Origin of the sequence: Streptomyces sp. NPDC005533 (assembly GCF_042871845.1) — a bacterium.
GTDB lineage: Bacteria > Actinomycetota > Actinomycetes > Streptomycetales > Streptomycetaceae > Streptomyces.
The window spans coordinates 106,405-126,170 of record NZ_JBIAJH010000003.1; the positions used below are offsets into that span (position 1 = coordinate 106,405).

20 protein-coding genes are annotated in these 19,766 nt (G+C 72.6%); 9 read left to right on the top strand and 11 right to left on the bottom strand.

The genetic code is table 11. The features are described 5' to 3' along the window. Positions 1-195: 195 nt before the first annotated feature. From ACFYP3_RS04115 to ACFYP3_RS04140, 6 genes are all read left to right on the top strand, one after another. Positions 196-609: a DUF3151 domain-containing protein gene (locus tag ACFYP3_RS04115; RefSeq protein WP_150258495.1), complete on the top strand. Its 414-nt coding sequence runs from the start codon at positions 196-198 to the stop codon at positions 607-609. A 166-nt stretch (positions 610-775) separates the two neighbouring features. Beyond that, entirely contained in the window at positions 776-1,624 is an 849-nt protein-coding gene (locus ACFYP3_RS04120) for a tryptophan 2,3-dioxygenase family protein (RefSeq protein ID WP_388826402.1), read from the top strand. After that, the gene (kynU, locus tag ACFYP3_RS04125; RefSeq protein ID WP_388826405.1) at positions 1,617-2,822 is read left to right on the top strand and encodes a kynureninase; all 1,206 of its coding nucleotides are present in this window, start codon (positions 1,617-1,619) and stop codon (positions 2,820-2,822) included. The genes ACFYP3_RS04120 and kynU overlap by 8 nt, the downstream gene beginning before the upstream one ends. A 171-nt stretch (positions 2,823-2,993) precedes the next feature. Further along, on the top strand, positions 2,994-3,875 hold the full coding sequence (locus ACFYP3_RS04130; RefSeq protein ID WP_388826408.1) for an alpha/beta hydrolase: 882 nt from the start codon (positions 2,994-2,996) through the stop codon (positions 3,873-3,875). Between the two features lie 186 nt (positions 3,876-4,061). Continuing rightward, positions 4,062-4,340, top strand: a complete 279-nt coding sequence (locus ACFYP3_RS04135) for a hypothetical protein (protein WP_388826411.1) — start codon at positions 4,062-4,064, stop codon at positions 4,338-4,340. Positions 4,341-4,572: 232 nt separating this feature from the next. Then, positions 4,573-6,177, top strand: coding sequence for a PKD domain-containing protein (locus ACFYP3_RS04140; RefSeq protein ID WP_388826414.1), 1,605 nt, complete (start codon positions 4,573-4,575; stop codon positions 6,175-6,177). Between the two features lie 44 nt (positions 6,178-6,221). On the opposite strand, the gene ACFYP3_RS04145 is transcribed toward ACFYP3_RS04140, so the two are convergent. From ACFYP3_RS04145 to ACFYP3_RS04160, 4 genes are all read right to left on the bottom strand, one after another. Beyond that, on the bottom strand, positions 6,222-7,178 hold the full coding sequence (locus ACFYP3_RS04145) for an MASE1 domain-containing protein (protein ID WP_388826883.1): 957 nt from the start codon (positions 7,176-7,178) through the stop codon (positions 6,222-6,224). Between the two features lie 4 nt (positions 7,179-7,182). Further along, entirely contained in the window at positions 7,183-8,043 is an 861-nt protein-coding gene (locus tag ACFYP3_RS04150; RefSeq protein WP_388826417.1) for a PP2C family protein-serine/threonine phosphatase, read from the bottom strand. Positions 8,044-8,153: 110 nt separating this feature from the next. Further along, the gene (locus tag ACFYP3_RS04155) at positions 8,154-8,618 is read right to left on the bottom strand and encodes a carboxymuconolactone decarboxylase family protein (RefSeq protein ID WP_388826886.1); all 465 of its coding nucleotides are present in this window, start codon (positions 8,616-8,618) and stop codon (positions 8,154-8,156) included. A 294-nt stretch (positions 8,619-8,912) separates the two neighbouring features. Continuing rightward, positions 8,913-10,196 carry an adenylosuccinate synthase gene (locus ACFYP3_RS04160; RefSeq protein ID WP_189971896.1) on the bottom strand — a complete coding sequence of 428 codons (1,284 nt, stop codon included), beginning with the start codon at positions 10,194-10,196 and terminating at the stop codon, positions 8,913-8,915. A 182-nt stretch (positions 10,197-10,378) separates the two neighbouring features. Between ACFYP3_RS04160 and ACFYP3_RS04165 the strand changes: the two genes are divergently transcribed. From ACFYP3_RS04165 to ACFYP3_RS04175, 3 genes are read left to right on the top strand one after another with little or no spacing between them, the layout of a single operon-like run. Then, on the top strand, positions 10,379-11,254 hold the full coding sequence (locus ACFYP3_RS04165; protein ID WP_388826889.1) for a diacylglycerol kinase: 876 nt from the start codon (positions 10,379-10,381) through the stop codon (positions 11,252-11,254). Next, complete coding sequence (locus ACFYP3_RS04170) at positions 11,251-11,832, top strand: hypothetical protein (RefSeq protein ID WP_388826420.1); 582 nt, start codon at positions 11,251-11,253, stop codon at positions 11,830-11,832. The genes ACFYP3_RS04165 and ACFYP3_RS04170 overlap by 4 nt, the downstream gene beginning before the upstream one ends. Before the next feature lie 32 nt (positions 11,833-11,864). After that, a complete protein-coding gene (locus ACFYP3_RS04175; protein ID WP_388826424.1) occupies positions 11,865-12,044 on the top strand; it encodes a hypothetical protein in 180 nt (59 codons plus the stop codon). Positions 12,045-12,080: 36 nt separating this feature from the next. Here the strand turns inward: ACFYP3_RS04175 and ACFYP3_RS04180 are convergent, their stop codons facing one another. The 7 genes from ACFYP3_RS04180 to ACFYP3_RS04210 all read right to left on the bottom strand — a co-directional run bounded on the left by ACFYP3_RS04180 (position 12,081) and on the right by ACFYP3_RS04210 (position 19,688). Continuing rightward, on the bottom strand, positions 12,081-13,289 hold the full coding sequence (locus ACFYP3_RS04180) for a cytochrome P450 (protein WP_388826427.1): 1,209 nt from the start codon (positions 13,287-13,289) through the stop codon (positions 12,081-12,083). 16 nt (positions 13,290-13,305) lie between these two features. Then, positions 13,306-13,965 carry a response regulator gene (locus tag ACFYP3_RS04185; protein ID WP_388826429.1) on the bottom strand — a complete coding sequence of 220 codons (660 nt, stop codon included), beginning with the start codon at positions 13,963-13,965 and terminating at the stop codon, positions 13,306-13,308. Then, positions 13,962-15,293, bottom strand: coding sequence for a sensor histidine kinase (locus ACFYP3_RS04190; RefSeq protein ID WP_388826432.1), 1,332 nt, complete (start codon positions 15,291-15,293; stop codon positions 13,962-13,964). The genes ACFYP3_RS04185 and ACFYP3_RS04190 overlap by 4 nt, the downstream gene beginning before the upstream one ends. Before the next feature lie 107 nt (positions 15,294-15,400). Next, positions 15,401-16,072 carry a response regulator gene (locus ACFYP3_RS04195; RefSeq protein ID WP_388826435.1) on the bottom strand — a complete coding sequence of 224 codons (672 nt, stop codon included), beginning with the start codon at positions 16,070-16,072 and terminating at the stop codon, positions 15,401-15,403. After that, positions 16,069-17,403 carry a sensor histidine kinase gene (locus ACFYP3_RS04200; protein WP_388826438.1) on the bottom strand — a complete coding sequence of 445 codons (1,335 nt, stop codon included), beginning with the start codon at positions 17,401-17,403 and terminating at the stop codon, positions 16,069-16,071. The genes ACFYP3_RS04195 and ACFYP3_RS04200 overlap by 4 nt, the downstream gene beginning before the upstream one ends. A gap of 10 nt (positions 17,404-17,413) precedes the next feature. After that, positions 17,414-18,616: an acyltransferase gene (locus ACFYP3_RS04205; protein WP_388826440.1), complete on the bottom strand. Its 1,203-nt coding sequence runs from the start codon at positions 18,614-18,616 to the stop codon at positions 17,414-17,416. After that, the gene (locus tag ACFYP3_RS04210; RefSeq protein ID WP_388826443.1) at positions 18,609-19,688 is read right to left on the bottom strand and encodes an alpha/beta hydrolase; all 1,080 of its coding nucleotides are present in this window, start codon (positions 19,686-19,688) and stop codon (positions 18,609-18,611) included. The genes ACFYP3_RS04205 and ACFYP3_RS04210 overlap by 8 nt, the downstream gene beginning before the upstream one ends. Positions 19,689-19,766: the final 78 nt, after the last annotated feature.

Below are 19,766 nucleotides of genomic sequence, written 5' to 3' on the forward strand. Positions count from 1 at the left end.
GGTCCCCGTCCGCGACGGGGGCCGGGCCCTTCGCGCACGTGCCGGTGTGCCGCACGACTCGAACGGGGCGGACCCGGGCGAGGGTTCGAGGACGCGCCGGGAGGCGCCGGCCCGGGGACGCCGATCCACAACTCCCGCAGCGGAGCACGACCACCACTGCGCGGCCCGGCGGCAGCGGCCCGGCAGACTGGGGGCATGTCCATTCACCAGAACCTGCTCGGGGGCCCCGCCCCCACCCACCTCCCCGACGAGCCGGGCCGCGAGGCCATCGCCGCCGGCACCCCCGCCGTCGAGGTGGCCGCCGCACACCCGACGTCCTCCCTCGCCTGGGCGGTCCTCGCCGACGAGGCCTTCGCCGCCGGCAGCACGGTCGAGTCGTACGCCTACGCCCGTACGGGCTACCACCGCGGCCTCGACGCCCTGCGCCGCGCCGGCTGGAAGGGCCACGGCCCGGTGCCGTGGGAGCACGAGCCGAACCGCGGTTTCCTGCGGGCCCTGCACGCCCTGGCCCGCGCGGCCGAGGCCATCGGCGAGAAGGAGGAGTACGAGCGCTGCTCGACCTTCCTGCGCGACTCGTCCCCGACGGCGGCGGACACGCTGAGCGCCTGATCCCGTACGGCGGGGAGTGACGCGCCCACCATTTGTGTGGTCTGCGTCACTCCCCGCTGGAGCGCCGGCGCGAGGTTGTCCTATGCTGCGGGCAGGGGACCGGGGCTCCACTCACCTCACGGAAGGAGCGGACCGCTACCCGGAAGCACGTGTCGAGGAGACAGAAATGTCGAACACCCTTGATGCCTCCGGAGTCGGCGGGTCGGACACCCCGAACCTCGACTTCGACGGCACCACCCCGTACGAGGACTACGTCCAGGCGGACGTTCTCACCCACCTCCAGCACCTGCGCTCGGACGACCCGGGCGAGATGGTCTTCCTGGTCACGACCCAGGTCATGGAGCTGTGGTTCACGGTCATCGTCCACGAGTGGGAAACCGCCGCGAAGGCCCTGCGCGAGGACCGCATCCCGGTCGCGATGGATGCGCTGAAACGTTCCCTCCGTGAACTCGAAGCCCTCAACGCCTCCTGGCGCCCGCTCGCCCAGCTCACCCCGGGCCAGTTCAACGCCTACCGCTCCGCGCTCGGCGAAGGTTCCGGTTTCCAGTCGGCGATGTACCGCCGGATGGAGTTCCTGCTCGGCGAGAAGTCCTCCTCCATGCTGGTCCCGCACCGCGGCGCGCCGCGCGTCCACGCGGAGCTGGAGAAGGCCCTCCACGAGCCGAGCCTCTACGACGAGGTCCTGCGCCTGCTCGCCCGCCGCGGCCTGCCGGTCCCGGCTGCCGTCCTCGACCGCGACCTCTCGCTGCGCTACGAGCCCTCGGCCGAGGTCGAGGCCGTCTGGACGGCCCTCTACGCCACCCCGGACGAGCACCTGGACCTGCACCGCCTCGGCGAGGTCCTCACCGACGTCGCCGAGCTCGTCTGGCGCTGGCGCAACGACCACCTGGTCGCCACCCGCCGCGCGATGGGCGCGAAGACGGGCACGGGCGGCTCGGCCGGCGTGACCTGGCTGGAGAAGCGCGCCACGAAGAACGTCTTCCCGGAGCTCTGGACGGCCCGCAGCCATGTCTGAGACCTCCGGCCCCGCCGACCTGGCGGCCCGCGCGGCTTCCCTGGACACCGCCGACGAGCTGGCCAAGCTCCGCGGGCGCTTCACCCTCCCCGACGGAGTCGTCTACCTGGACGGCAACTCCCTCGGCGCGCTCCCGGCCGGTGTCGCCGACACCACCGCCGACGTCGTCTCCCGGCAGTGGGGCGAGCTCCTCATCCGGTCCTGGGACGAGAGCGGCTGGTGGACCGCCCCCGAGCGGATCGGCGACAAGATCGCCCCGCTCGTCGGCGCGGCCCCCGGCCAGGTCGTCGTCGGCGACTCCACCAGCGTCAACCTCTTCAAGGCCCTGGTCGGCGCGGCCCGTCTCGCCGCCCCCGGCCGGACCCGGATGCTGGTCGACGCGGCCACCTTCCCGACCGACGGCTACATAGCGCAGTCGGCGGCCCGGCTGACGGGCCTGATCGTCAGCCCGGTGGACCCCTCGCACGCAGCCGGGGCGATGGACGCGGACACCGCCGTGGTCCTCCTCAACCACGTCGACTACCGCACCGGGCGCCTCCACGACCTGCCCGGCCTCACCGCGGCGGCCCGCGACGCCGGGGCGGTCACGGTCTGGGACCTCTGCCACTCCGCCGGGGCCCTCCCCGTCGGCCTCGACGCGCACGCCGTCGACCTCGCGGTCGGCTGCACGTACAAGTACCTCAACGGCGGTCCGGGTTCCCCGGCGTACCTGTACATCGCCGCGCGCCACCAGGCCGGCTTCGACTCCCCGCTCCCGGGCTGGAACGGGCACGCGGATCCCTTCGCGATGACCCCGGCCTTCGAGGCGGCCGAGGGCGCGACCCGCGGCCGCGTCGGCACCCCGGACATCCTGTCCATGCTGGCGCTGGAATCGGCGCTCGACGCCTGGGAAGGCGTCAGCGTCGAGGCCGTACGGGCCAAGTCGCTCGCCCTGACCGACTTCTTCCTCGAATGCGTGGCGGCGTACGTCCCGCAGGGCCGGGTCGAGTCGGTCACCCCGGACGAGCACGGGCACCGCGGCAGCCAGATCTCGCTGCGCACCGAGAACGCCCGCGAGGTCATGCGGGAACTCGTCTCCCGCGGGGTCATCGGCGACTTCCGCGCGCCCGACGTCCTGCGCTTCGGCTTCACCCCGCTCTACGTCGGTTTCGCCGACGCCGAGCGCGCCGCACGCACACTGGGTCACATTTTCGGGTGACTCGGTAGCGAAACGTCACATCACCGGGCGGGCGGGGCTACGGCTCCGTCCGCCCGGTCACATCCCGGACCCTGCACGGAACCTCTCGTTCCAGACTGATACGGTCCCGCTCTGCCGGAACACCGGAACATCTGTCCCCGCTGTCCCACGCGTTACCGAGAGGTTGAGCCGATGACGGACCCCGCCGCCGTGGAACGGGACGCCGCCGAGGCCGCCTCGGCCTTCTCCCATCCGGCCGTCGCGCCGGACGCGACCGGCGCGTACGGGGAACACCCCGACCAGGTCGTCGACTTCTACGCCCCGCGCGCCGAGACCCCGGGCGGCCCGGTCCCGCTGGTGGCCGTCCTGCACGGCGGCGCGTGGCGGGCCCCGTACGACAGGCGGCACATCACCCCCTTCGCGGACTTCCTGGCCCGGCGGGGTTTCGCCGTCGCGAACGTCGAGTACCGGCGCGGGAGTTCCCTGCCGCACCAGCACGCCGACGGGCCGGTCGCCGGGCGCTGGCCGGAGACCTTCGACGACGTCGCCGCCGCGATGGACGCCCTTCCGGAGCTGGCCGCCGCCGCGCTCCCGCAGGCCGACGTGCGCCGCCTCGTCGTCACCGGCCACTCGGCGGGCGGGCACCTCGCGCTGTGGGCCGCGGCCCGGCACGTGCTCCCGTACGACTCCCCGTGGCGGCTGCCGTCGCCGCCGATGCTGCGCGGCGTGGTGGCGCTGGCGCCGATCGCGGACCTCGCGGTGGCGGAGGAGCTGGGCGTGTGCGGCGGCGCGAGCGCGCAGCTGCTGGGCGGCGAGGAGTACTTCGCGGACCGTCTGTCGTACGCCGACCCGGCGGCCCTGCTGCCGACGGGGATCGCCACGGCGGTCGTGCAGGGACGGGACGACATCGTGGTCCCGCAGCCGGTGGCCGAGGCGTACGTGGCGGCCGCGGCGAAGGCGGGCGAGATGGTGGGGCTGACGCTCCTCGACGCGATCGGGCACTTCCCGCTCATCGACCCGGCGGCGGACGCGTGCGCGGTGGTGTCGGAGGAGATCGCGCAACTGGCCTGGTAGCGGCTGCTTTTCAGTGGTCCGCGGTCCGGTGGGGACCGTGGCGGGGTGCCCGTCCCGGCTGTTTCGGCGGTGTGCGAGGATCCGCGCACAGGCGCCCAGCCCCGGTGGATCCAGGGGGCGCGGACCGGTCGGCGGGAGGGCGGACATGAGCGGCGGCATCCAGCGGTGGTTCGGGGAGCGCGCGTAATGGCCCGGTGGGGGTTGCTCGTCGAGCAGCACATGGGCAGCGGCGAGGGCCGGGAGTGGTCCGTCAAGGTGCTGGGGCACGTCGACGGGACGCGCGAGGAGGCCGTCGCCGCACTGCGGGAACACGCCGAAAACCACGAACCCCAGCACCCGTACAGGCCGAAGCGAAGGGTGCTGTACCGGGACGGCGATTCCTTCCTGCTGGTCCTGGACGGACGCTGGCAGGTCTTCCACTGCCGGTTCACGGTGGCGGAGCAGCTGAGCGACAGCGCGGGCTGACGAGCGGGCCTGCAGGGGGCCGGAGCGCGGGCCGGATCGCGGGTCGGATCGCGGGTCGGATCGCGCCAACTCCCCCTCCTCGCGGTGATATCGGCTGATCATGCGACGAAGATCTATGTACTGTGGCCCGGACAGTTCCTGAGCATGTTCAAAATTGGGGGGAACGGTGCGCAGTCGCCGTCTCGTAATATCCGTTGCCGTCATCGCGGCCACGGTCGGTCTCGTCCCGGGGATGGCCCACGCGGCCGGTCCCGTCGCTCCCGTCGCACCGGGCGCGCAGGGCGTGGCCGCTCCCGCCGTGGATCTGGGGAAGGCCGCGGCGCCGAACTTCAAGACCTTCAAGAGCCCCGCCGAGCGCTCGGTCCGCAAGGGCCTGCCCGGCGGGAAGACCGGGGCCGGTGCCGCGCAGGCCGCCGGCAACCCGGACCTGGCCCTCGTGCTGAACGCGGCGAGCACCTCCGCGCACGCACTCGGCCTGGAGACCACCGTGATCAGCGCGGACTCCACGCTGAAGGTCACCGTCGACTGGGGCGACGGGAACACGGACGGGATGGACGCCTACGGTTCCACCGTCCTCAAGAGCAGCCACACCTACGCCGAGCTCGGCGAGTACACCGTCAAGGTCACCGTGACGGACCCGGCGAACCAGGCCGAGGTCGTCAACGAGTTCCAGGTCATGACCGCGGGCTCGGACTTCGTCCCGTACGCCCCCACCCGCCTGCTGGACACCCGTGACGGGACCGGCGCGGTCAAGGGCAAGGTCGCCCCGTACGGCTCCACCCGCGTGAAGGTCGGCGGCAACGGCACGATCCCCGCCGGGGTCACCGCCGTCGTCCTCAACCTGACCGTCACGAACACCACCGCGGGCGGGCACGTCACGGCGTTCCCCGAGGGCACCGAGCGTCCGACCACCTCGAACGTCAACTTCGAGGCGGGTCAGACCGTCCCGAACCTGGTCATCGTGCCGGTCGGCAAGAACGGCTACGTCGAGCTGGCCAACCGCGGCGCGGACCCGGTCGACCTGATCGCGGACGTGACCGGCTACTTCACCCGGACCGAGGCGAGCGGCTACGCGCCGATGACCCCGGCCCGTTTCGTCGACACCCGTGAGGGCCTCGGCACGAACAGGGGCCAGCTCGGCGGGCGCAAGACCTTCTCCACTCAGATCGGCGGCCTGCGCGACGTGCCCGAGGGCATTACCGCCGTGGCGCTGAACGTGACCGTCACCAACCCGAAGGAGGCCGGCCACCTGTCGGTCTTCCCGGGCGGCGGTGCCACCCCGACCGCGTCGAACCTGAACTTCACCCCCGGTCAGACGATCGCCAACTCGGTGATCGTGCCCGTCGGCGCGGACGGCAGGATCAGCGTCTTCAACGGCGCCTGGGCGGCCACCGACGTGATCGTCGACGTCGTCGGCTACTACAGCAAGGACAGCAAGGCGTCCTTCATGCCGCTCAAGCCGGGCCGCATGATCGACACCCGTGACCCCGTCTGGCCCCACGGCCCGCTGAGGGCCCGGAGCTACATCTACAACGGCATCTCGCCCGACGAGGTGGGCATCGACGGGTACGTCCTGAACACCACCGTGACCAACACGCGCGGCACCGGCTTCCTGTCGGTCGCGCCGGACCCGAACTCGCTCCAGCAGTACAGGGACAAGACCGCGGTCTTCCCGGAGCGTCCCGGCGCCTCGACCCTGAACTGGACGGCCGGCAAGACCGTCCCGAACCTGGTCCAGGCGAGCTCCGGCAAGAACGGCATCGTCGACTACTGGAACCAGGGCTGGGAGGACGTCGACCTCGTCGTCGACATCTTCGGCTACTACGAGTCCAAGTGATCCACCGCTGAGCGCCCCGGGACGGTCCGCCGTCCCCGGGGCGCTCAGCGTTCGGGCCTGCCCCGGGCGAGGTGTTCCACCAGTTCGGCGAGGTCCTCGCAGACCTGCTCGATCTTCAGGCGGACGTTGTTCTGCTCGGTGACCATCGCCGACAGGAGCAGCCCGGTCAGGGCCGCCGCCCCGTTGAGCGCCTGGAGGTTGATCATGATGGCCAGGAGGCCCTGCCCGTCGAACGGCCCGGTGCGGTCGCTCGCCGCCGAGATCGCCAGGACGGACACGAGCAGGATGCACGGCGCGGTGCCGGCCAGCTGGAATCGCACGGCCGCCCAGATGATCACCGGGAAGACGAGGAACAGCAGGGACAGGGGGCTGCGGGTGGCCACGACGGTGACGACGACGGACGTGAGCACCAGCGCCGACGCCTCGGGCACGCGGTAGCCGCCCTCCCCGGGCCGACGGATCCGGCGCAGGACGAGCAGGAGCGGCGTCACCACGAGCACGCCCATCGCGTCGCCGGCCCACCAGGCGGACCACACCGGCCAGAACCGGTCCAGGGGCAGGTCGCCGCTGAGCACCAGCGTCCAGGTCCCGACGGTGGCGCTGATCAGCGTCGGCAGCAGACCGCCCAGGAAGACCAGCGCCAGGGCGTCCCGCAGTCGGTCGACCTCGCTGCGGAAGCCCACCCGCCGCAGCATCAGGTACGCGCACACGGGTGCGAGGGTGTTCCCCGCGACGATGCCGAGGCCGGAGAGGTTGAAGTCGCCGATCCGCTCGATGGCGAGGTACGTGCCGAGGGCGATCCCCGGCCAGGTCCGCAGACCCAGCCAGAGCAGGGCGGCGAGGGCGATGCCGGTGGGCGGCCACAGGGGCGTGACCTCGGCCCCGTTGACGACCACGGACTGGTGCAGGCCGACCCGTCCGCCCACGTAGTAGGCGAGGGCGACGGCGAGGATCAGCAGGACAGCTGTGGACAGACGTCGCCATTCCTCGGTGCGCACCACAGCATCAGACAACAGGCCCGCGCCCCGGCGGGGCGTGACGCGCCGCGTCGTGCGTCAGGTCGTGCGTCAGGACGAGCACTGCGGCGTCATCGGCGTGGCCGGTGGAGTCGGCCACCTTCATCACCTCGGCGGCCAGCTCGTCGGGATCGGTGCCCGCCGCCTCCCGCACGACGCGCAGGACGCGCTCCAGCCCCACCTCGATAGGGAACCTCGGGCCCTCGACGACGCCGTCGGTGAGCAGGACGATCGATCCCGCCGTCGTCAGACGGCGCCGGGTCACCCCGTACCCCGATCCGGACTGCAGGTTCAGCGGCAGTCCGCCGTCGTCCTCGGTGATCCCGTACCGGCCGTCGACGGTGGCCCAGACCGAGGGCACGTGCCCGGCGCGGGAGCTCTCCAGCTCCCGCGTCCGCGGATCGAAGCGGAGCAGGCTGCAGGTCGCGAAGAGATCGCGGTCCATGGAGAGCAGCACCTCGTTGGCCCGGCCGAGCACCTCACCCGGATCGGAGACCACGGCCGACACGGCCCGCAGACAGATCCGGATCTGCCCCATGAAGGCGGCCGCGTCCACGTCGTGTCCCTGGACGTCGCCGATGCAGAAGGCGAGGGCGCCCTCGGGCAGCTGGAAGCCGTCGTACCAGTCGCCGCCGATGTCCAGGCCGTGCCGGGCGGGCGCGTACCGGGCCGCGGCGCGCAGCCCCGGCAGCCCGGGCAGGGTGGCGGGCAGCATCTCGCGCTGCAGGGCCTCGGCCAGCTCGACCCGGGCCTGCTGCAGCTCGACCCCTTGCCGCGCCTGGGCGGTGAGCCGTCCGAGCATGCTGAGGAGGTCGGCGCTCGCCACGCGCGGGGGGCGGCGCGGGCTCATGGAACGCTCCGAAGTGCACCCATCGTCCCTGCTTCCGCTCCGTTCGCGAGCCCGTGCACATCATATTTCCGGCCACCCGGAACGCGCCCCCCGAGACGGGCCCGGCGGCTTCAGTCCCACTGCCTGTCGGCCAGCGAGGCGACCGGCTGCGGCTTGCCGATGACCGCCAGGGCGATGAAGAAGTTGATCTGGCCGATCGCGATGGTGAGGGTGGCCAGCGCCTTCTCGTCGTAGTGCTCCGCCACCTCGGCGTACAGCTCGTCGCTGACCCGCTCCCGGCCGGGCGTGGCGGGCTGGAGGGTGGCCTCGACCAGGGCGAGCGCGGCGCGCTCGGCCGGGGTGAAGTAGGGGGCGTCCTGCCACGAGGAGACGGCGGTGATGCGCTCCTCGGACTCCCCGGCCTTGCGCAGGAAACCGGTGTTCAGGACGGTCAGGTAGGTGTTGTGGACGATCTGCCCGGCCCGCAGGTGGACCAGGCTCATCGTGGTGCGCGGCACCGAGCGGTTGCCCGTCGCCCGGAAGAGGGCGGCGCTGATGTCGGTCAGCTCGGGCACGAACTCCGCCGGGTTCGGCATCCGCGAGAGGGCGGCGGAGGAGTTCGAGGAGTTCGACGTGTTCGACGTGTTCGAGGTGGTCGAGGTGGTGGTCATGACTGCTCTCCTTCAGGCTGCGTCGGCGTCTCCACAGCACTGACGGGCGGGCCCGTGCAGATGTGACCGGATCCGGAAAGATTCTTCTCCCGCAGGCACGGAGGGCCCTGTGACCTGCCCGGAAGCCCTGAGCTGCCGGAGTGCGACGGCGCCCCGGACAGCACGAAGGGCGGGACGCGCCGGCTGCGCGTCCCGCCCTTGCGGTGGTGCGTCTCCTGCCTACAGGAAGGAGTTGATCTCGATCGTCTCGGTGCGGCCGGGGCCGACGCCGATCGCGGAAATCGGGGCGCCCGACATCTCCTCCAGGGCCTTGACGTAGGCCTGGGCGTTCGCCGGCAGGTCCTCGAAGGTCTTGGCCTTGGTGATGTCCTCGGACCAGCCGGGGAGGTATTCGTAGATCGGCTTCGCGTGGTGGAAGTCGGTCTGCGAGTAGGGGAGCTCCTCGACGCGCTTGCCGTCGATCTCGTACGCGACGCACACCGGGATCTGCTCCCAGCCGGTCAGCACGTCCAGCTTGGTGAGGAAGAAATCGGTCAGACCGTTCACCCGGGTGGCGTACCGTGCGATCGGCGCGTCGAACCAGCCGCAGCGACGGTCACGGCCGGTGGTCACACCGCGCTCGCCGCCGATGCGGCGCAGGTCCTCGCCGTCCTGGTCGAACAGCTCGGTCGGGAACGGGCCCGCGCCGACGCGGGTCGTGTAGGCCTTGAGGATGCCGATGACACGGCTGATCTTCGTCGGGCCCACGCCGGTGCCGGTGCAGGCGCCGCCCGCGGTCGGGTTCGACGAGGTGACGAAGGGGTAGGTGCCGTGGTCGACGTCGAGCAGGGTGCCCTGGCCGCCCTCGAACAGCACGACCTTGTCCTCGTCCAGGGCGTTGTTGAGGATCAGGGTGGTGTCGGCGACGTACGGCTTGATCTGCTCCGCGTACTGGAGCATCTCCTCGACGATCTGCGCGGCGTCGATCGCGCGGCGGTTGTAGAGCTTCGCCAGCAGCTGGTTCTTGCCCTCCAGCGCCGCTTCGACCTTCTGGATGAGGATCGACTCGTCGTAGAGGTCCTGGACGCGGATGCCGATGCGGTTGATCTTGTCCGCGTAGGTCGGTCCGATGCCGCGGCCGGTCGTACCGATCTTGCGCTTGCCGAGGAAGCGCTCGCCGACCTTGTCGAGGGTGACGTTGTACGGCGTGATCAGGTGCGCGTTGCCGCTGATGAGCAGCTTGGAGGTGTCGATGCCGCGCTCGTTCAGGCCGCGCAGCTCGGAGAGCAGGACGGCCGGGTCGACGACGACGCCGTTACCGATGACCGGGGTGCATCCGGGGGAGAGGATGCCGGACGGGAGAAGGTGCAGCGCGTACTTCTGGTCGCCGACGACGACCGTGTGGCCGGCGTTGTTGCCACCCTGGTAGCGCACTACATAGTCAACGGATCCACCGAGCAGGTCGGTGGCCTTTCCCTTGCCCTCGTCACCCCACTGAGCTCCGAGCAGCACAAGAGCGGGCACAGGCGTACACCTCTTCCGGATGGGGCATGTCCAAGGTCAGGGGGGCGTACGACGATGTACGCATGCTGAGCCGTCGGACCGGTACCCCGGAATAGACGAAGGCCCTGGCGCAATAGCGCAAGGGCCTCTTGCACAAAGATGCTACCCGAGGAAGGACCGAGGTGTCGGCTCCAGAGCCCACCATGAGCCATGCGGGCGCGCCGGTAGGCGGTCTGCTCGTGCTCGTCGACCCGGTCGCCCGCCGTCTTGACGGCGAGTCCGTGCGGATCGCGAAAGATGTGTTGTCAGCGGGCGCGGCGGCGAAAATCTGCCTCCCGGATTCGCAGGAGGAATTTGCGCGGGCTCTGGCCCGCCGGGGTCATCGGCAGCCGGTGATCGTGGGCGACGACCGGTCGCTGATCCGGGCCGTGGGGCTGCTGTACCGGGAGCGGGCCCTGGGCGAGGGCGCCCTCGCGCTGGTCCCGGTGGGACCCGTGGCGTCCCTCGGGCTGGCGGGTTCCCTCGGCGTTCCGCTTTCGACCGTCTCCGCGGCCCGGGCGGTGCTCGACGGGGCGGTGCGGACGTGCGACCTGCTGGTCGACGACAGCGACGGGGTGGTGCTGGGCGGGCTGCGCATCCCGCCGGTGCGCGGGATACCGCGGCCGGCCGGGCCGTCGGTGTGGAGCGCCTACCGCTCGCTGGTGCGGACGCTGGTCCGCCCGGTGGCGGCGGGCGGCGGCGGGAGCGGCGGCGCGGGCGGGGGCGAGGGGTACCACCGGCTGCGGGTCGAGGCCGACGGGGTGCTCCTGGCGGACGTGGACCAGCCCGTGCAGGACGTGTCGGTGCGCACGTGCGACGACGGGGGTCCGGCGGAGGTCGTGGTCCGCACGGGCGGCACCGGCCCGGCCGGCGCCGGCTCCGCCGCGGGCGCCGGCGCCACGGTGACGGCGCGGGCCAAGACGGTGTCGGTGTCGGGCGCGGACTTCCGCTACCGGGCCGACGCGGCGATGACCGGGCCGGTCCGCCGTCGTACGTGGACCCTGCGGCCCGCGGCATGGACGCTCACCCTGCCGCGGTGACGGAGGCGACGGACGAGGAGCCGCCGAGCGCCGCGCCGAGCGACGCGTCGGGCGAGGTGCTGGGTGGCGCGTTGGGCGACTGGCGGCGGGACGGGTTGCTGCTCTGCCTGCTGCCGGTGTTCTGGTGGCCGGCGGTGGTCGCGGCCGTGCTCACCCGGCCGCCGGTGCTGGTGGTGCTGCTGAGCCCGGTGCTCCTGGGGGTGCGGGAGCTCCACGCCGTCCGGCGGGCCCGGCGCGCGCTGCGGGACCCGGCGGTGCGCTGGACCCCGTACGAGGCCGTGGTGGTCCGCGCGCGGTGGCGCCCGCCGGTGCTGGTCCTGGCGGACGGGCGGTACGCGCTCACCCTCGGCGTGCTGGGCCGGCGGGTGCTGCCGCCGCGCCCGTGGCCCGGCACGGCGCCGGCAGACCCGGCCGCACCGGCCGCGTCGGGGCTGGTGGTGCACCTGGCGGGGGACCCGGCGACGGGCGGAGTCCTGTGGGCCCCGCACTCCGGCGGCCTGGGCCGCGCCCGTCCTGCCCGCCGCCGCGGCGGGCGGCAGTCGGCGCCACGCTCGCCCAGCTCCCGGCGGTATGGCTGATCGGGGCGCCGGCGACCCTGCTGTACGGCGCGGTGCCCGCCGACGCGACGGCCGCCCGGGCGGTGGCCGGGACCGCGCTGGCCCTGGGCCGGCTCGGCCCGGCGCTGAACCTGCCGCAGGCCGTCCTGAACCTGTCACCCTTCGCCCACCTGCCCGAACTCCCGGGCGTGGAGGCCCTGGCCCCGACCCCGCTGCTCGCCCTGACCGCGTGAGTGCGTGAGGGCATCACCGTACGAGTGGTCTCCGGGCTAGAACTCCACGAGCAGCCGCTCCAGCCCCCGGATGACGTACCCCTCCCGCCACTGCGGCTCCTCGACGAGCCGCAGTGGCGGGACCCCGTCCGCCAGCAGCGCCCCGAACGAGGCCTCCAGCTCCCGCCGCGCCAGCGGAGCCCCCAGGCAGTAGTGGATCCCCGCGCCGAAGCTCAGGTGCGGATTGTCGGCCCGTACGAGGTCCAGCGCGTCGGGCTCCGCGAACCGCGCGGGATCCCGGTTCGCGGACCCGAAGAGCAGCGCGACCTCGGCGCCGCGCGGGACGTCGGTGTCCCCGATCCGGATGTCGTCGAGCACCCACCGCTCGAACATCTGCAGAGGTGTGTCGTACCGCATGAGTTCATCCACAGCTGTGGACAACTTTTCGGGATCCCGGCTCTCGCGGAGCGCGGCGAGCTGCGCGGGATGGCGGAACAGCGCCCACCACCCGTTCACGGTGGTGTTGACCGTGGCCTCGTGGCCGGCGTTGAGCAGGAGCACGCAGGTGGAGATCATCTCCTGCTCGCTGAGCCGGCCCTCGTCGTCGTGGGCGGCGATCAGACCGGAGATCAGATCCTCACCGGGGCGCGTGCGGCGCTCGGTGATCAGCTCCCGCAGGTAGGCGCTGAACTCGACGCTCGCCCGCACCGCGCGCCGCGCCGTCTCCTCGTCCGGCCGGAGCTCGAACATCCCGCAGATGTCCGCCGACCACGGGCGCAGCAGCCCCCGGTCCGCCTCCGGCACGCCCAGCAGCTCCGCGATCACGGCCACCGGCAGGGGCTCGGCGACGGTCGCGAGCAGGTCCCCGCCCCCGTCCGCGAGGAGCCGTCCCACCAGCTCCTCGGCCATCCGCCGCACGGCGGGCACGAGCCGCTCCACCGTCCGCGGGGTGAAGGCCTTCGCCACCAGCCTGCGCACCCGCGCGTGCGCGGGATCCTCCAGGTCCAGCAGGCCGTTGCCGTTGAGCACGTGGAAGGGCTCGTGCTCCGGCGGCGGTGCCTCCCGCCCGAACTCCTCGTGCGAGAACCGGTGCAGATACGTCCGCCCCAGCCGCCGGTCCCGCAGCAGCGCACTCACATCGGCGTAGTGCGGCACCAGCCACTGCCCGGTGGCCTCCCACCAGACGGCCCGCCCCTGCTCCCGCAACTCCCGGTACGCCGGATACGGATCGGCGACGAAGGCGGCATCCCACGGATCAAAGCCCATCCCCGCACCCTAAGTCCTAGGCCGGTGTGACCAGTCGGGTCTCGTAGGCGAACACCGCCGCCTGGGTGCGGTCGCGCAGGCCCAGCTTCACCAGGATCCGGCTCACATGGGTCTTGATCGTGGACTCCGCGACGATCAGTCGGGACGCTATCTCCGCATTGGACAGCCCTTGTGCGATCAGCACCAGCACCTCCGTCTCCCGCTCCGTCAGCTCGCCCACTCCCGCCGGATCGGCCGGCCTGCGCGTCTCGGAGATCTTCGAGAACTCCGCGATCAACCGCTTGGTCACCGAAGGGGCCAGCAGCGCCTCCCCGGCCGCGACCACCCTTACCCCGTCCGCCAGCTGACGGGCCGACGCGTCCTTCAGAAGGAACCCGGAGGCCCCGGCCCGCAGCGCCTGGTACACGTACTCGTCGAGGTCGAAGGTCGTCAGCACCAGCACCTTCGCGTCCGTGTCCGCCGCGACGATCTCCCGCGTCGCCTCCAGGCCGTTCATCTGCGGCATGCGGATGTCCATCAGCACCACGTCCGGCCGCAACGCCGCCACCTGCGCGATGGCCTCCCGGCCGTCGACCGCCTCGCCCACGACCTCGATGCCGTCCATGGCGTTCAGCAGGACGGAGAACCCCTCCCGCACCATCATCTGGTCGTCGACGATCAGCACCCTGATCGTCATGCCGCCCCCTCCGCCGCCAGCGGCTGCGGCTCCTGGCGACTGCGCACCGGTATGAACACCGCCACCTCGTACCCGCCCGCGGCCGTCGGCCCGGCCGTCATCTCCCCCTCCAGCATGGCCACCCGCTCCCGCATTCCGGTGATCCCGTGCCCGGCCCCCGGCGAGGGCCGCACATCGTCGGTCGCCGGCCCGTTGACGACGCGTATCCCCAGGCCGCCCAGCACGTAGGAGACCTCCACCCCGGCCGCCGCTCCCGGCGCGTGCCGCAGCGTGTTGCTCAGGGCCTCCTGGATGATCCGGTACGCCGACAGCTCCACGCCCTGCGGCAGCTCCCGCACCGCCCCCGTGATCGTCTTCTCCACGCTCAGCCCGGCCTCCCGCACATTGCCCAGCAGCCCGTCCAGCGAGGCCAGCGTCGGCTGCGGGGCGTCCGGAGCCTCGTAGTCCGCGGAGCGCACCACACCCAGCACCCGCCGCAGCTCCGTCAGGGCCGCCACGGCGTTCTCCCGGATGGTGACGAACGCCGCCTCCAGCTCCGGCGGCGGGTTCTTCACCCGGTACGGCGCGGCCTCCGCCTGGATCGCCACCACCGACATGTGGTGGGCCACCACGTCGTGCAGCTCCCGCGCGATCGTCGTCCGCTCCTCCAACAGCGTCCGCTTGTCCCGCTCGAAGGCCGTGACCTCCTGCTGCGCCGTCACCTCCTGCCGTGCCTGTTTGCGGGTGTTGCGGACGGTCACCGCGAGGAGGGAGACCGCGGACAGGAACGCCATCGGTCCGGGTTCGAGCGGCTGGCCTATCAGCGAGGGCAGGAACGACCCGGTCGCCACGGTGATCAGCCACAGCCAGCCGGCCACCCGCGGCCGGCTCCGCAACGCCACGATGGTGATCACGGCGAGGTGGGCGAAGAAGGTGCCCGGAGACCACGGCCAGGTCATGCCCGTGCTCTCCACCATGGCCAGCGGCAGGGTCACACCGAGCAACACCCAGACGGCGCCGATCGGCCGCACCAGCGTCATCAGCACCGGCGTCGCGGCCAGCAACCCCAGCAGCAGCGACAGCCCGGAAGGGACCATCCTGTTGTTGACGATGGTGACGAACACCGTGATCACCGACAGCAGGACCACCACGGCATGCGGCAGGAACGCCGTCCTGGGGCGCAGCGCCCGCGGCACCCAGCGTGCGAGCCGCCCGTCCGTACGAATCGGCGGCAGCGGCCGGTAGGCGAACGCATCGGTGATCAGGTCGTCGCGGAGGCTCTTGAAGAGCCCCGAAGCGAGTCGGAACTCAGGCGGCCGGGCTGTCCCCCCGGTGGTCGTCTCGGTCATACCCCCACCGTAGGGCGGTGGTCCCGTCGTCCGCGTCGCCGCTGAAGGGGATATACCGGCATCCCTCTCAAGTACTACGAGGGCCGCGAGAGACCACCCGGGCCACCTCAGTACCCCGTCGGTCGGACCAGCCCCGTCTCGTACGCGAACACCGCCGCCTGCGTGCGGTCGCGCAGGCCCAGCTTCACCAGGATCCGTCCGACATGTGTCTTCACCGTCTGCTCCGCCACCATCAGATGGGAAGCGATCTCCGCGTTCGACAGGCCCTGGGCCACGAGCGACAGGACCTCGGTCTCCCGCTCGGTCAGTTCGTCGATCCGGGCCCGCGACGGCGCCCGCGGCGCCCCCAACCGGGAGAACTCCGTGATCAGGCGCTTGGTGATGTTCGGCGAGAGCAGCGCCTCGCCGGCCGCCACCACCCGCACCGCCTCGGCGAGCTGGTCGGCCGAGGCGTCCTTGAGCAGGAACCCGGAGGCGCCGGCCCGCAGCGCCTCGTACACGTACTCGTCGAGGTCGAAGGTGGTCAGCACCAGCACCTTCACGGTGGCGTCGGGGACGCCGGTGATGACGGACGTGGCCTCGATGCCGCCCATCCCCGGCATGCGGATGTCCATCAGCACCACGTCCGGATCCAGCTCGGCGACCTTCGCCACGGCGTCGGCCCCGTCCACCGCCTGGCCCACGACCTCGATGTCGGGCTGTGCGTTGAGGAGGACGGTGAAGCCCTGCCGCACCATCATCTGGTCGTCGGCGATCATCACCTTGATCGGGGTGCTCATGAAGCCTGCTTCGTCTCGGGGGCGGTGCCGGCGGGCGGGTGTTGCGGGTCCATCGGCAGTACGGCGCTGACCTCGTACCCGCCGTCGGGGCGCGGGCCGGCGGCCAGTTCGCCTCCCAGCATGCCTGCCCGCTCCCGCATCCCCAGCAGCCCGTGTCCCGCACCCTGGGACGGCAGGACCGGCCGGGTCGGGGCGCTGTTGGCGATGCACAGGTGCAGCTCGCGCGGCCCGTACGCTATGCCGACCTCCACCCGTGAACCGGGCGCGTGGCGCAGACAGTTGCTCAGCGCCTCCTGCACGATCCGGTACGCGGTGAGCTCCACGCCCGGGGTCAACGCCCGCCGGATGCCCGCCGTCTCGGTGGTGACGTCCAGCCCGGCCCCCCGGACGTTGTCCACGAGGGCGTCCAGCTCGGCCAGGGTGGGCTGCGGATGTTGCAGCGTCGCGGGATCGTCGGGCTGCTCGGAGCGCAGGACCCCGAGGACCCGCCGCAGTTCCGTGAGGGCCTCCAACGCGTTGGCCCGGATGCCGGCCAGGTTCTCCTTGAGCTCTTCGGACGGGTTCTCCACCAGGTGCGGGGCGACCTGTGCCTGGATGGAGATCACCGACATGTGGTGTGCGACGACGTCGTGCAGCTCGCGGGCGATCCGGCTGCGCTCCTCCAGCAGGGTGCGCCGGGCCCGCTCCTCCTCGGTGAGGGTTTCCTGCTCGACGAGCTTGCCGCGGGTCAGCCGCGTCGCGCGGAGGGCGTAGCCGAGGACGCCGACGAAGCCGAAGAGGATGACGACGCCCCCGATGACCGTCTGACTGTGGGGCGGTCTGAGGACGACGTCGGCCAGTCCGGAGAGGGTGAGCGTGATGCCGATGACCCAGACGGTCACCCGGGGCGGCACCCGCAGGGCGACCATCAGGATGAGGGGCGCGAACGTGAACGGCCCGGAGGGCGTCCAGAGCCACGACTGTCCCTGACCGACGTGGTCGTGGATGGCCCAGGCGACGAGACCCGTCGTGACGAGCCCGAGCCACCAGGCGGCGATCGGCCGGAACATGCTGAGCAGGACGGACGCGGACGTCAGCAGCGACAGCCCCAGCACGGCCGAGCCCGTGACCCCGTAGTGGTCGTTCAGCTGCATCCCCGTCAGGACACCGCAGGGAATGGCCACGTAGCCGAGGACCACATGCGGCAGCCGGGCCAGCCAGCGCGGCCGGGACATCCTCGGGAGGGGATCCCGCCTAAGGGTGAACAACTCCTGGGCCAGGCCGCGCTGCGCGGGACGGCCGGCGCGGCGTTCTCTGGCGTCGGGTACCGGGGACTCGCTCGCATCGCTCACGGGCTCCAGCCTAGGCATGGGTGATCTCCTCCTCGGGGGCCGAAGTCCGGTGCGAGCCGACGAGGATGCGGGCGGTGCCCTCGGGCTTCGGACGGCGGGAGCCCTTCTCGTACGTGCGGAACGCGGCCCAACACACCGTCAGCGCGGCGGCGAACACCGGCAGCCACAGCAGCCGGGCCGCTATCCAGTCCGCGGAGTCGGGCACGGTGTGCAGCCCCGGAAGGTCGGTCGAGAGCAGCAGCCCGAGCGCGGTGACGGCCATCATGGCGGTCTGGTGCCACAGGAAGACCGTCATGGCGGACAGGTTCACCAGGGCCACCTTCGCCCAGGCCGAAGGCCGCCGCATGGCCCGGGCCAGCGGGGCGCGGACCACCAGGGCCAGCCCGCACTGGGCCAGACCGAACGCGGCCGCGGCCAGTGTCGGCGGGTTCAGGTTCGAGACCGTGGCCCCGGGGACACCCACCATGGACGCCGGGTACCCGCCCCACAGGACCAGCGCGGCCGTGGCCAGGGTCCCCGCCCCGAGCAGGAGCAGCGCCGGCCGGCGCCGGGCGAAGGCCCCGCGGGACCAGGCGGCACCCAGGGTGAAGGGAACGAGCCAGCCTGCGGCCACATTGACCCAGCCGACCCACTGGGGCCCGCCGAGGCCGAAGCGCCACACGTCGACGCCGGCCACCACGGCCAGCGACCACAGAGGGTTGAGCCGGGTCACGAGCGGGGTCGCGGCGGTGAGCGCGGCGAACACCAGCAGGAACCACATCGGCGACAGCACCAGCTCGACCAGCGCCCGGACGGTGTCCGGCGCCGCGCCGCCGACCAGCATCCCGCCCGCCACGACGGCCCACAGGACGAGCACCGCGGCCACCGGCCGGAACAGCCGCCCCAGCCGCTGCCGGACCCACGTGCCGTACGAGACCTGCCGCTCGCGCGCCGCGGCATACCCGCGGGCCGCGACGTGCCCGCCGACGAGGAAGAAGACGGCGAGCGTCTGGAGCAGCCAGGACACCGGTGCCAGCCAGGGCATGTGCGCCAGCGGGCTGGTGGTGCTCAGCCGGCCGTCGCTTGCGGTGAGGGCGGTGACCAGCCAGTGCCCGAGGACCACGCCGAGGATCGCGAAGGCCCGCAGCGCGTCCACGGTCCGGTCCCGGCCGGCCGGGGTGGCGGCGTCGATGCCCGTCGCGAGGGCGGACCAGCGGGCGCGGAGCTCACGCATGACCGGCCTCCGAGGCGGGGGTGGTGCCGACGACGATGGCCGCCAGGCTCTCCAGGGACTCGGTGCCGGGCTTGAGGTAGTCGCTGTGGCCGGCGCCGCCGGTGGTGAAGGCCCGGGCGCCGAAGGCCGGGTCGACGGGGTCGGTACCGAAGCCGAGCCCGCCGAGCCGGACATGCGGGACGTCGGCCACCCAGTCGCCGCTGCCCCGCCCCGCCCAGACCCGGGCGCCGGTCGGCAGGTCCCGGGCGGCCGAGGCCCCCGTACCGGGGCTGCCGAAGAGGGCCACGTCACTGACCGCCGGCCCGGTCGTGGTCCGGGCGCAGACCACCGAACCGTAGGAGTGACAGAGCAGGGAGAGCCGGGCGCCCGGCGCCGCCATGGCCCCCAACCGGTCCAGGAAGGGCGCCAGCTCGGTGGCGGCCACGTCGGCGCGGGCGGCGGTCAGGACGGTCGTGCTGACCGTGCCGGGCGTGTCGTACCCGAGCCAGGCGACCACGGCGGAGTGCGGATGCCCGGCCTGGAGGCGCTCCTGGAGGGCGATGGCGCCGGCGCGGAACCTCTCGTAGGTGTCGAGCGTGGTGTCGGAGCCGGGCACCAGGACGGCGACGCGGTCGGTGGTCTCCAACTCGCCGAACACCTCGACCGCCCGGCCCTTGCCGCGGCCGTCGAAGGCGAGGAACTGTGCGGCTCCCGCTGCCTCCATGGTGCGGAGCCTGGCGGCCCGGCCGGTGCGGTCGCCTTCCTGCGCCATGCGGGCCGCCTCGGCGAGATTGGCGCGGTTGGCGGCATACCGGACCTGGGGCGCGGCGTCCTCCGCGAACGTGACCGGCGCGGGGGCGGGGGCCTCGGCGGAGGCGGCCGCGGATATGGGGAACGCCACGGCCACCGCGACCAGGGCCGCCAGCAGGGTGCGGCGCCTCCGGCCGCCCCCGCCAACGCCTCCGGCCCCGCCCGTCCCTATGGCGAGAGCCGCCCCCGCCCCGACGGCCGAGCCCGCCACCCCCGCCGTGTCGCCCGCGCCTGCCGCGCCCGCGCCCGTCGTGCCGCCCGTCCCCGCCGTCCCCGTCTGCATGGTGTGTTCCCCCGCTATCCGGAAGAGCCGTCAGGGCCCTTCTCCGATACCGAAGTTAGAAATTCGACCCCGTGGTCG

What these genes read in the sequence shown, in the direction of transcription:
- ACFYP3_RS04210 (WP_388826443.1), bottom strand. Translation starts at nt 19,688, where the DNA reads ATGCAGACGGGGACGGCGGGGACGGGCGGCACGACGGGCGCGGGCGCG.
- ACFYP3_RS04150 (WP_388826417.1), bottom strand. Translation starts at nt 8,043, where the DNA reads ATGAGCCCGCGCCGCCCCCCGCGCGTGGCGAGCGCCGACCTCCTCAGC.
- ACFYP3_RS04120 (WP_388826402.1), top strand. Translation starts at nt 776, where the DNA reads ATGTCGAACACCCTTGATGCCTCCGGAGTCGGCGGGTCGGACACCCCG.
- ACFYP3_RS04195 (WP_388826435.1), bottom strand. Translation starts at nt 16,072, where the DNA reads ATGAGCACCCCGATCAAGGTGATGATCGCCGACGACCAGATGATGGTG.
- ACFYP3_RS04140 (WP_388826414.1), top strand. Translation starts at nt 4,573, where the DNA reads ATGGCCCACGCGGCCGGTCCCGTCGCTCCCGTCGCACCGGGCGCGCAG.
- ACFYP3_RS04155 (WP_388826886.1), bottom strand. Translation starts at nt 8,618, where the DNA reads ATGCCGAACCCGGCGGAGTTCGTGCCCGAGCTGACCGACATCAGCGCC.
- ACFYP3_RS04205 (WP_388826440.1), bottom strand. Translation starts at nt 18,616, where the DNA reads ATGCGTGAGCTCCGCGCCCGCTGGTCCGCCCTCGCGACGGGCATCGAC.
- ACFYP3_RS04130 (WP_388826408.1), top strand. Translation starts at nt 2,994, where the DNA reads ATGACGGACCCCGCCGCCGTGGAACGGGACGCCGCCGAGGCCGCCTCG.
- ACFYP3_RS04165 (WP_388826889.1), top strand. Translation starts at nt 10,379, where the DNA reads ATGAGCCATGCGGGCGCGCCGGTAGGCGGTCTGCTCGTGCTCGTCGAC.
- ACFYP3_RS04115 (WP_150258495.1), top strand. Translation starts at nt 196, where the DNA reads ATGTCCATTCACCAGAACCTGCTCGGGGGCCCCGCCCCCACCCACCTC.
- ACFYP3_RS04135 (WP_388826411.1), top strand. Translation starts at nt 4,062, where the DNA reads ATGGCCCGGTGGGGGTTGCTCGTCGAGCAGCACATGGGCAGCGGCGAG.
- ACFYP3_RS04180 (WP_388826427.1), bottom strand. Translation starts at nt 13,289, where the DNA reads ATGGGCTTTGATCCGTGGGATGCCGCCTTCGTCGCCGATCCGTATCCG.
- ACFYP3_RS04185 (WP_388826429.1), bottom strand. Translation starts at nt 13,965, where the DNA reads ATGACGATCAGGGTGCTGATCGTCGACGACCAGATGATGGTGCGGGAG.
- kynU (WP_388826405.1), top strand. Translation starts at nt 1,617, where the DNA reads ATGTCTGAGACCTCCGGCCCCGCCGACCTGGCGGCCCGCGCGGCTTCC.
- ACFYP3_RS04190 (WP_388826432.1), bottom strand. Translation starts at nt 15,293, where the DNA reads ATGACCGAGACGACCACCGGGGGGACAGCCCGGCCGCCTGAGTTCCGA.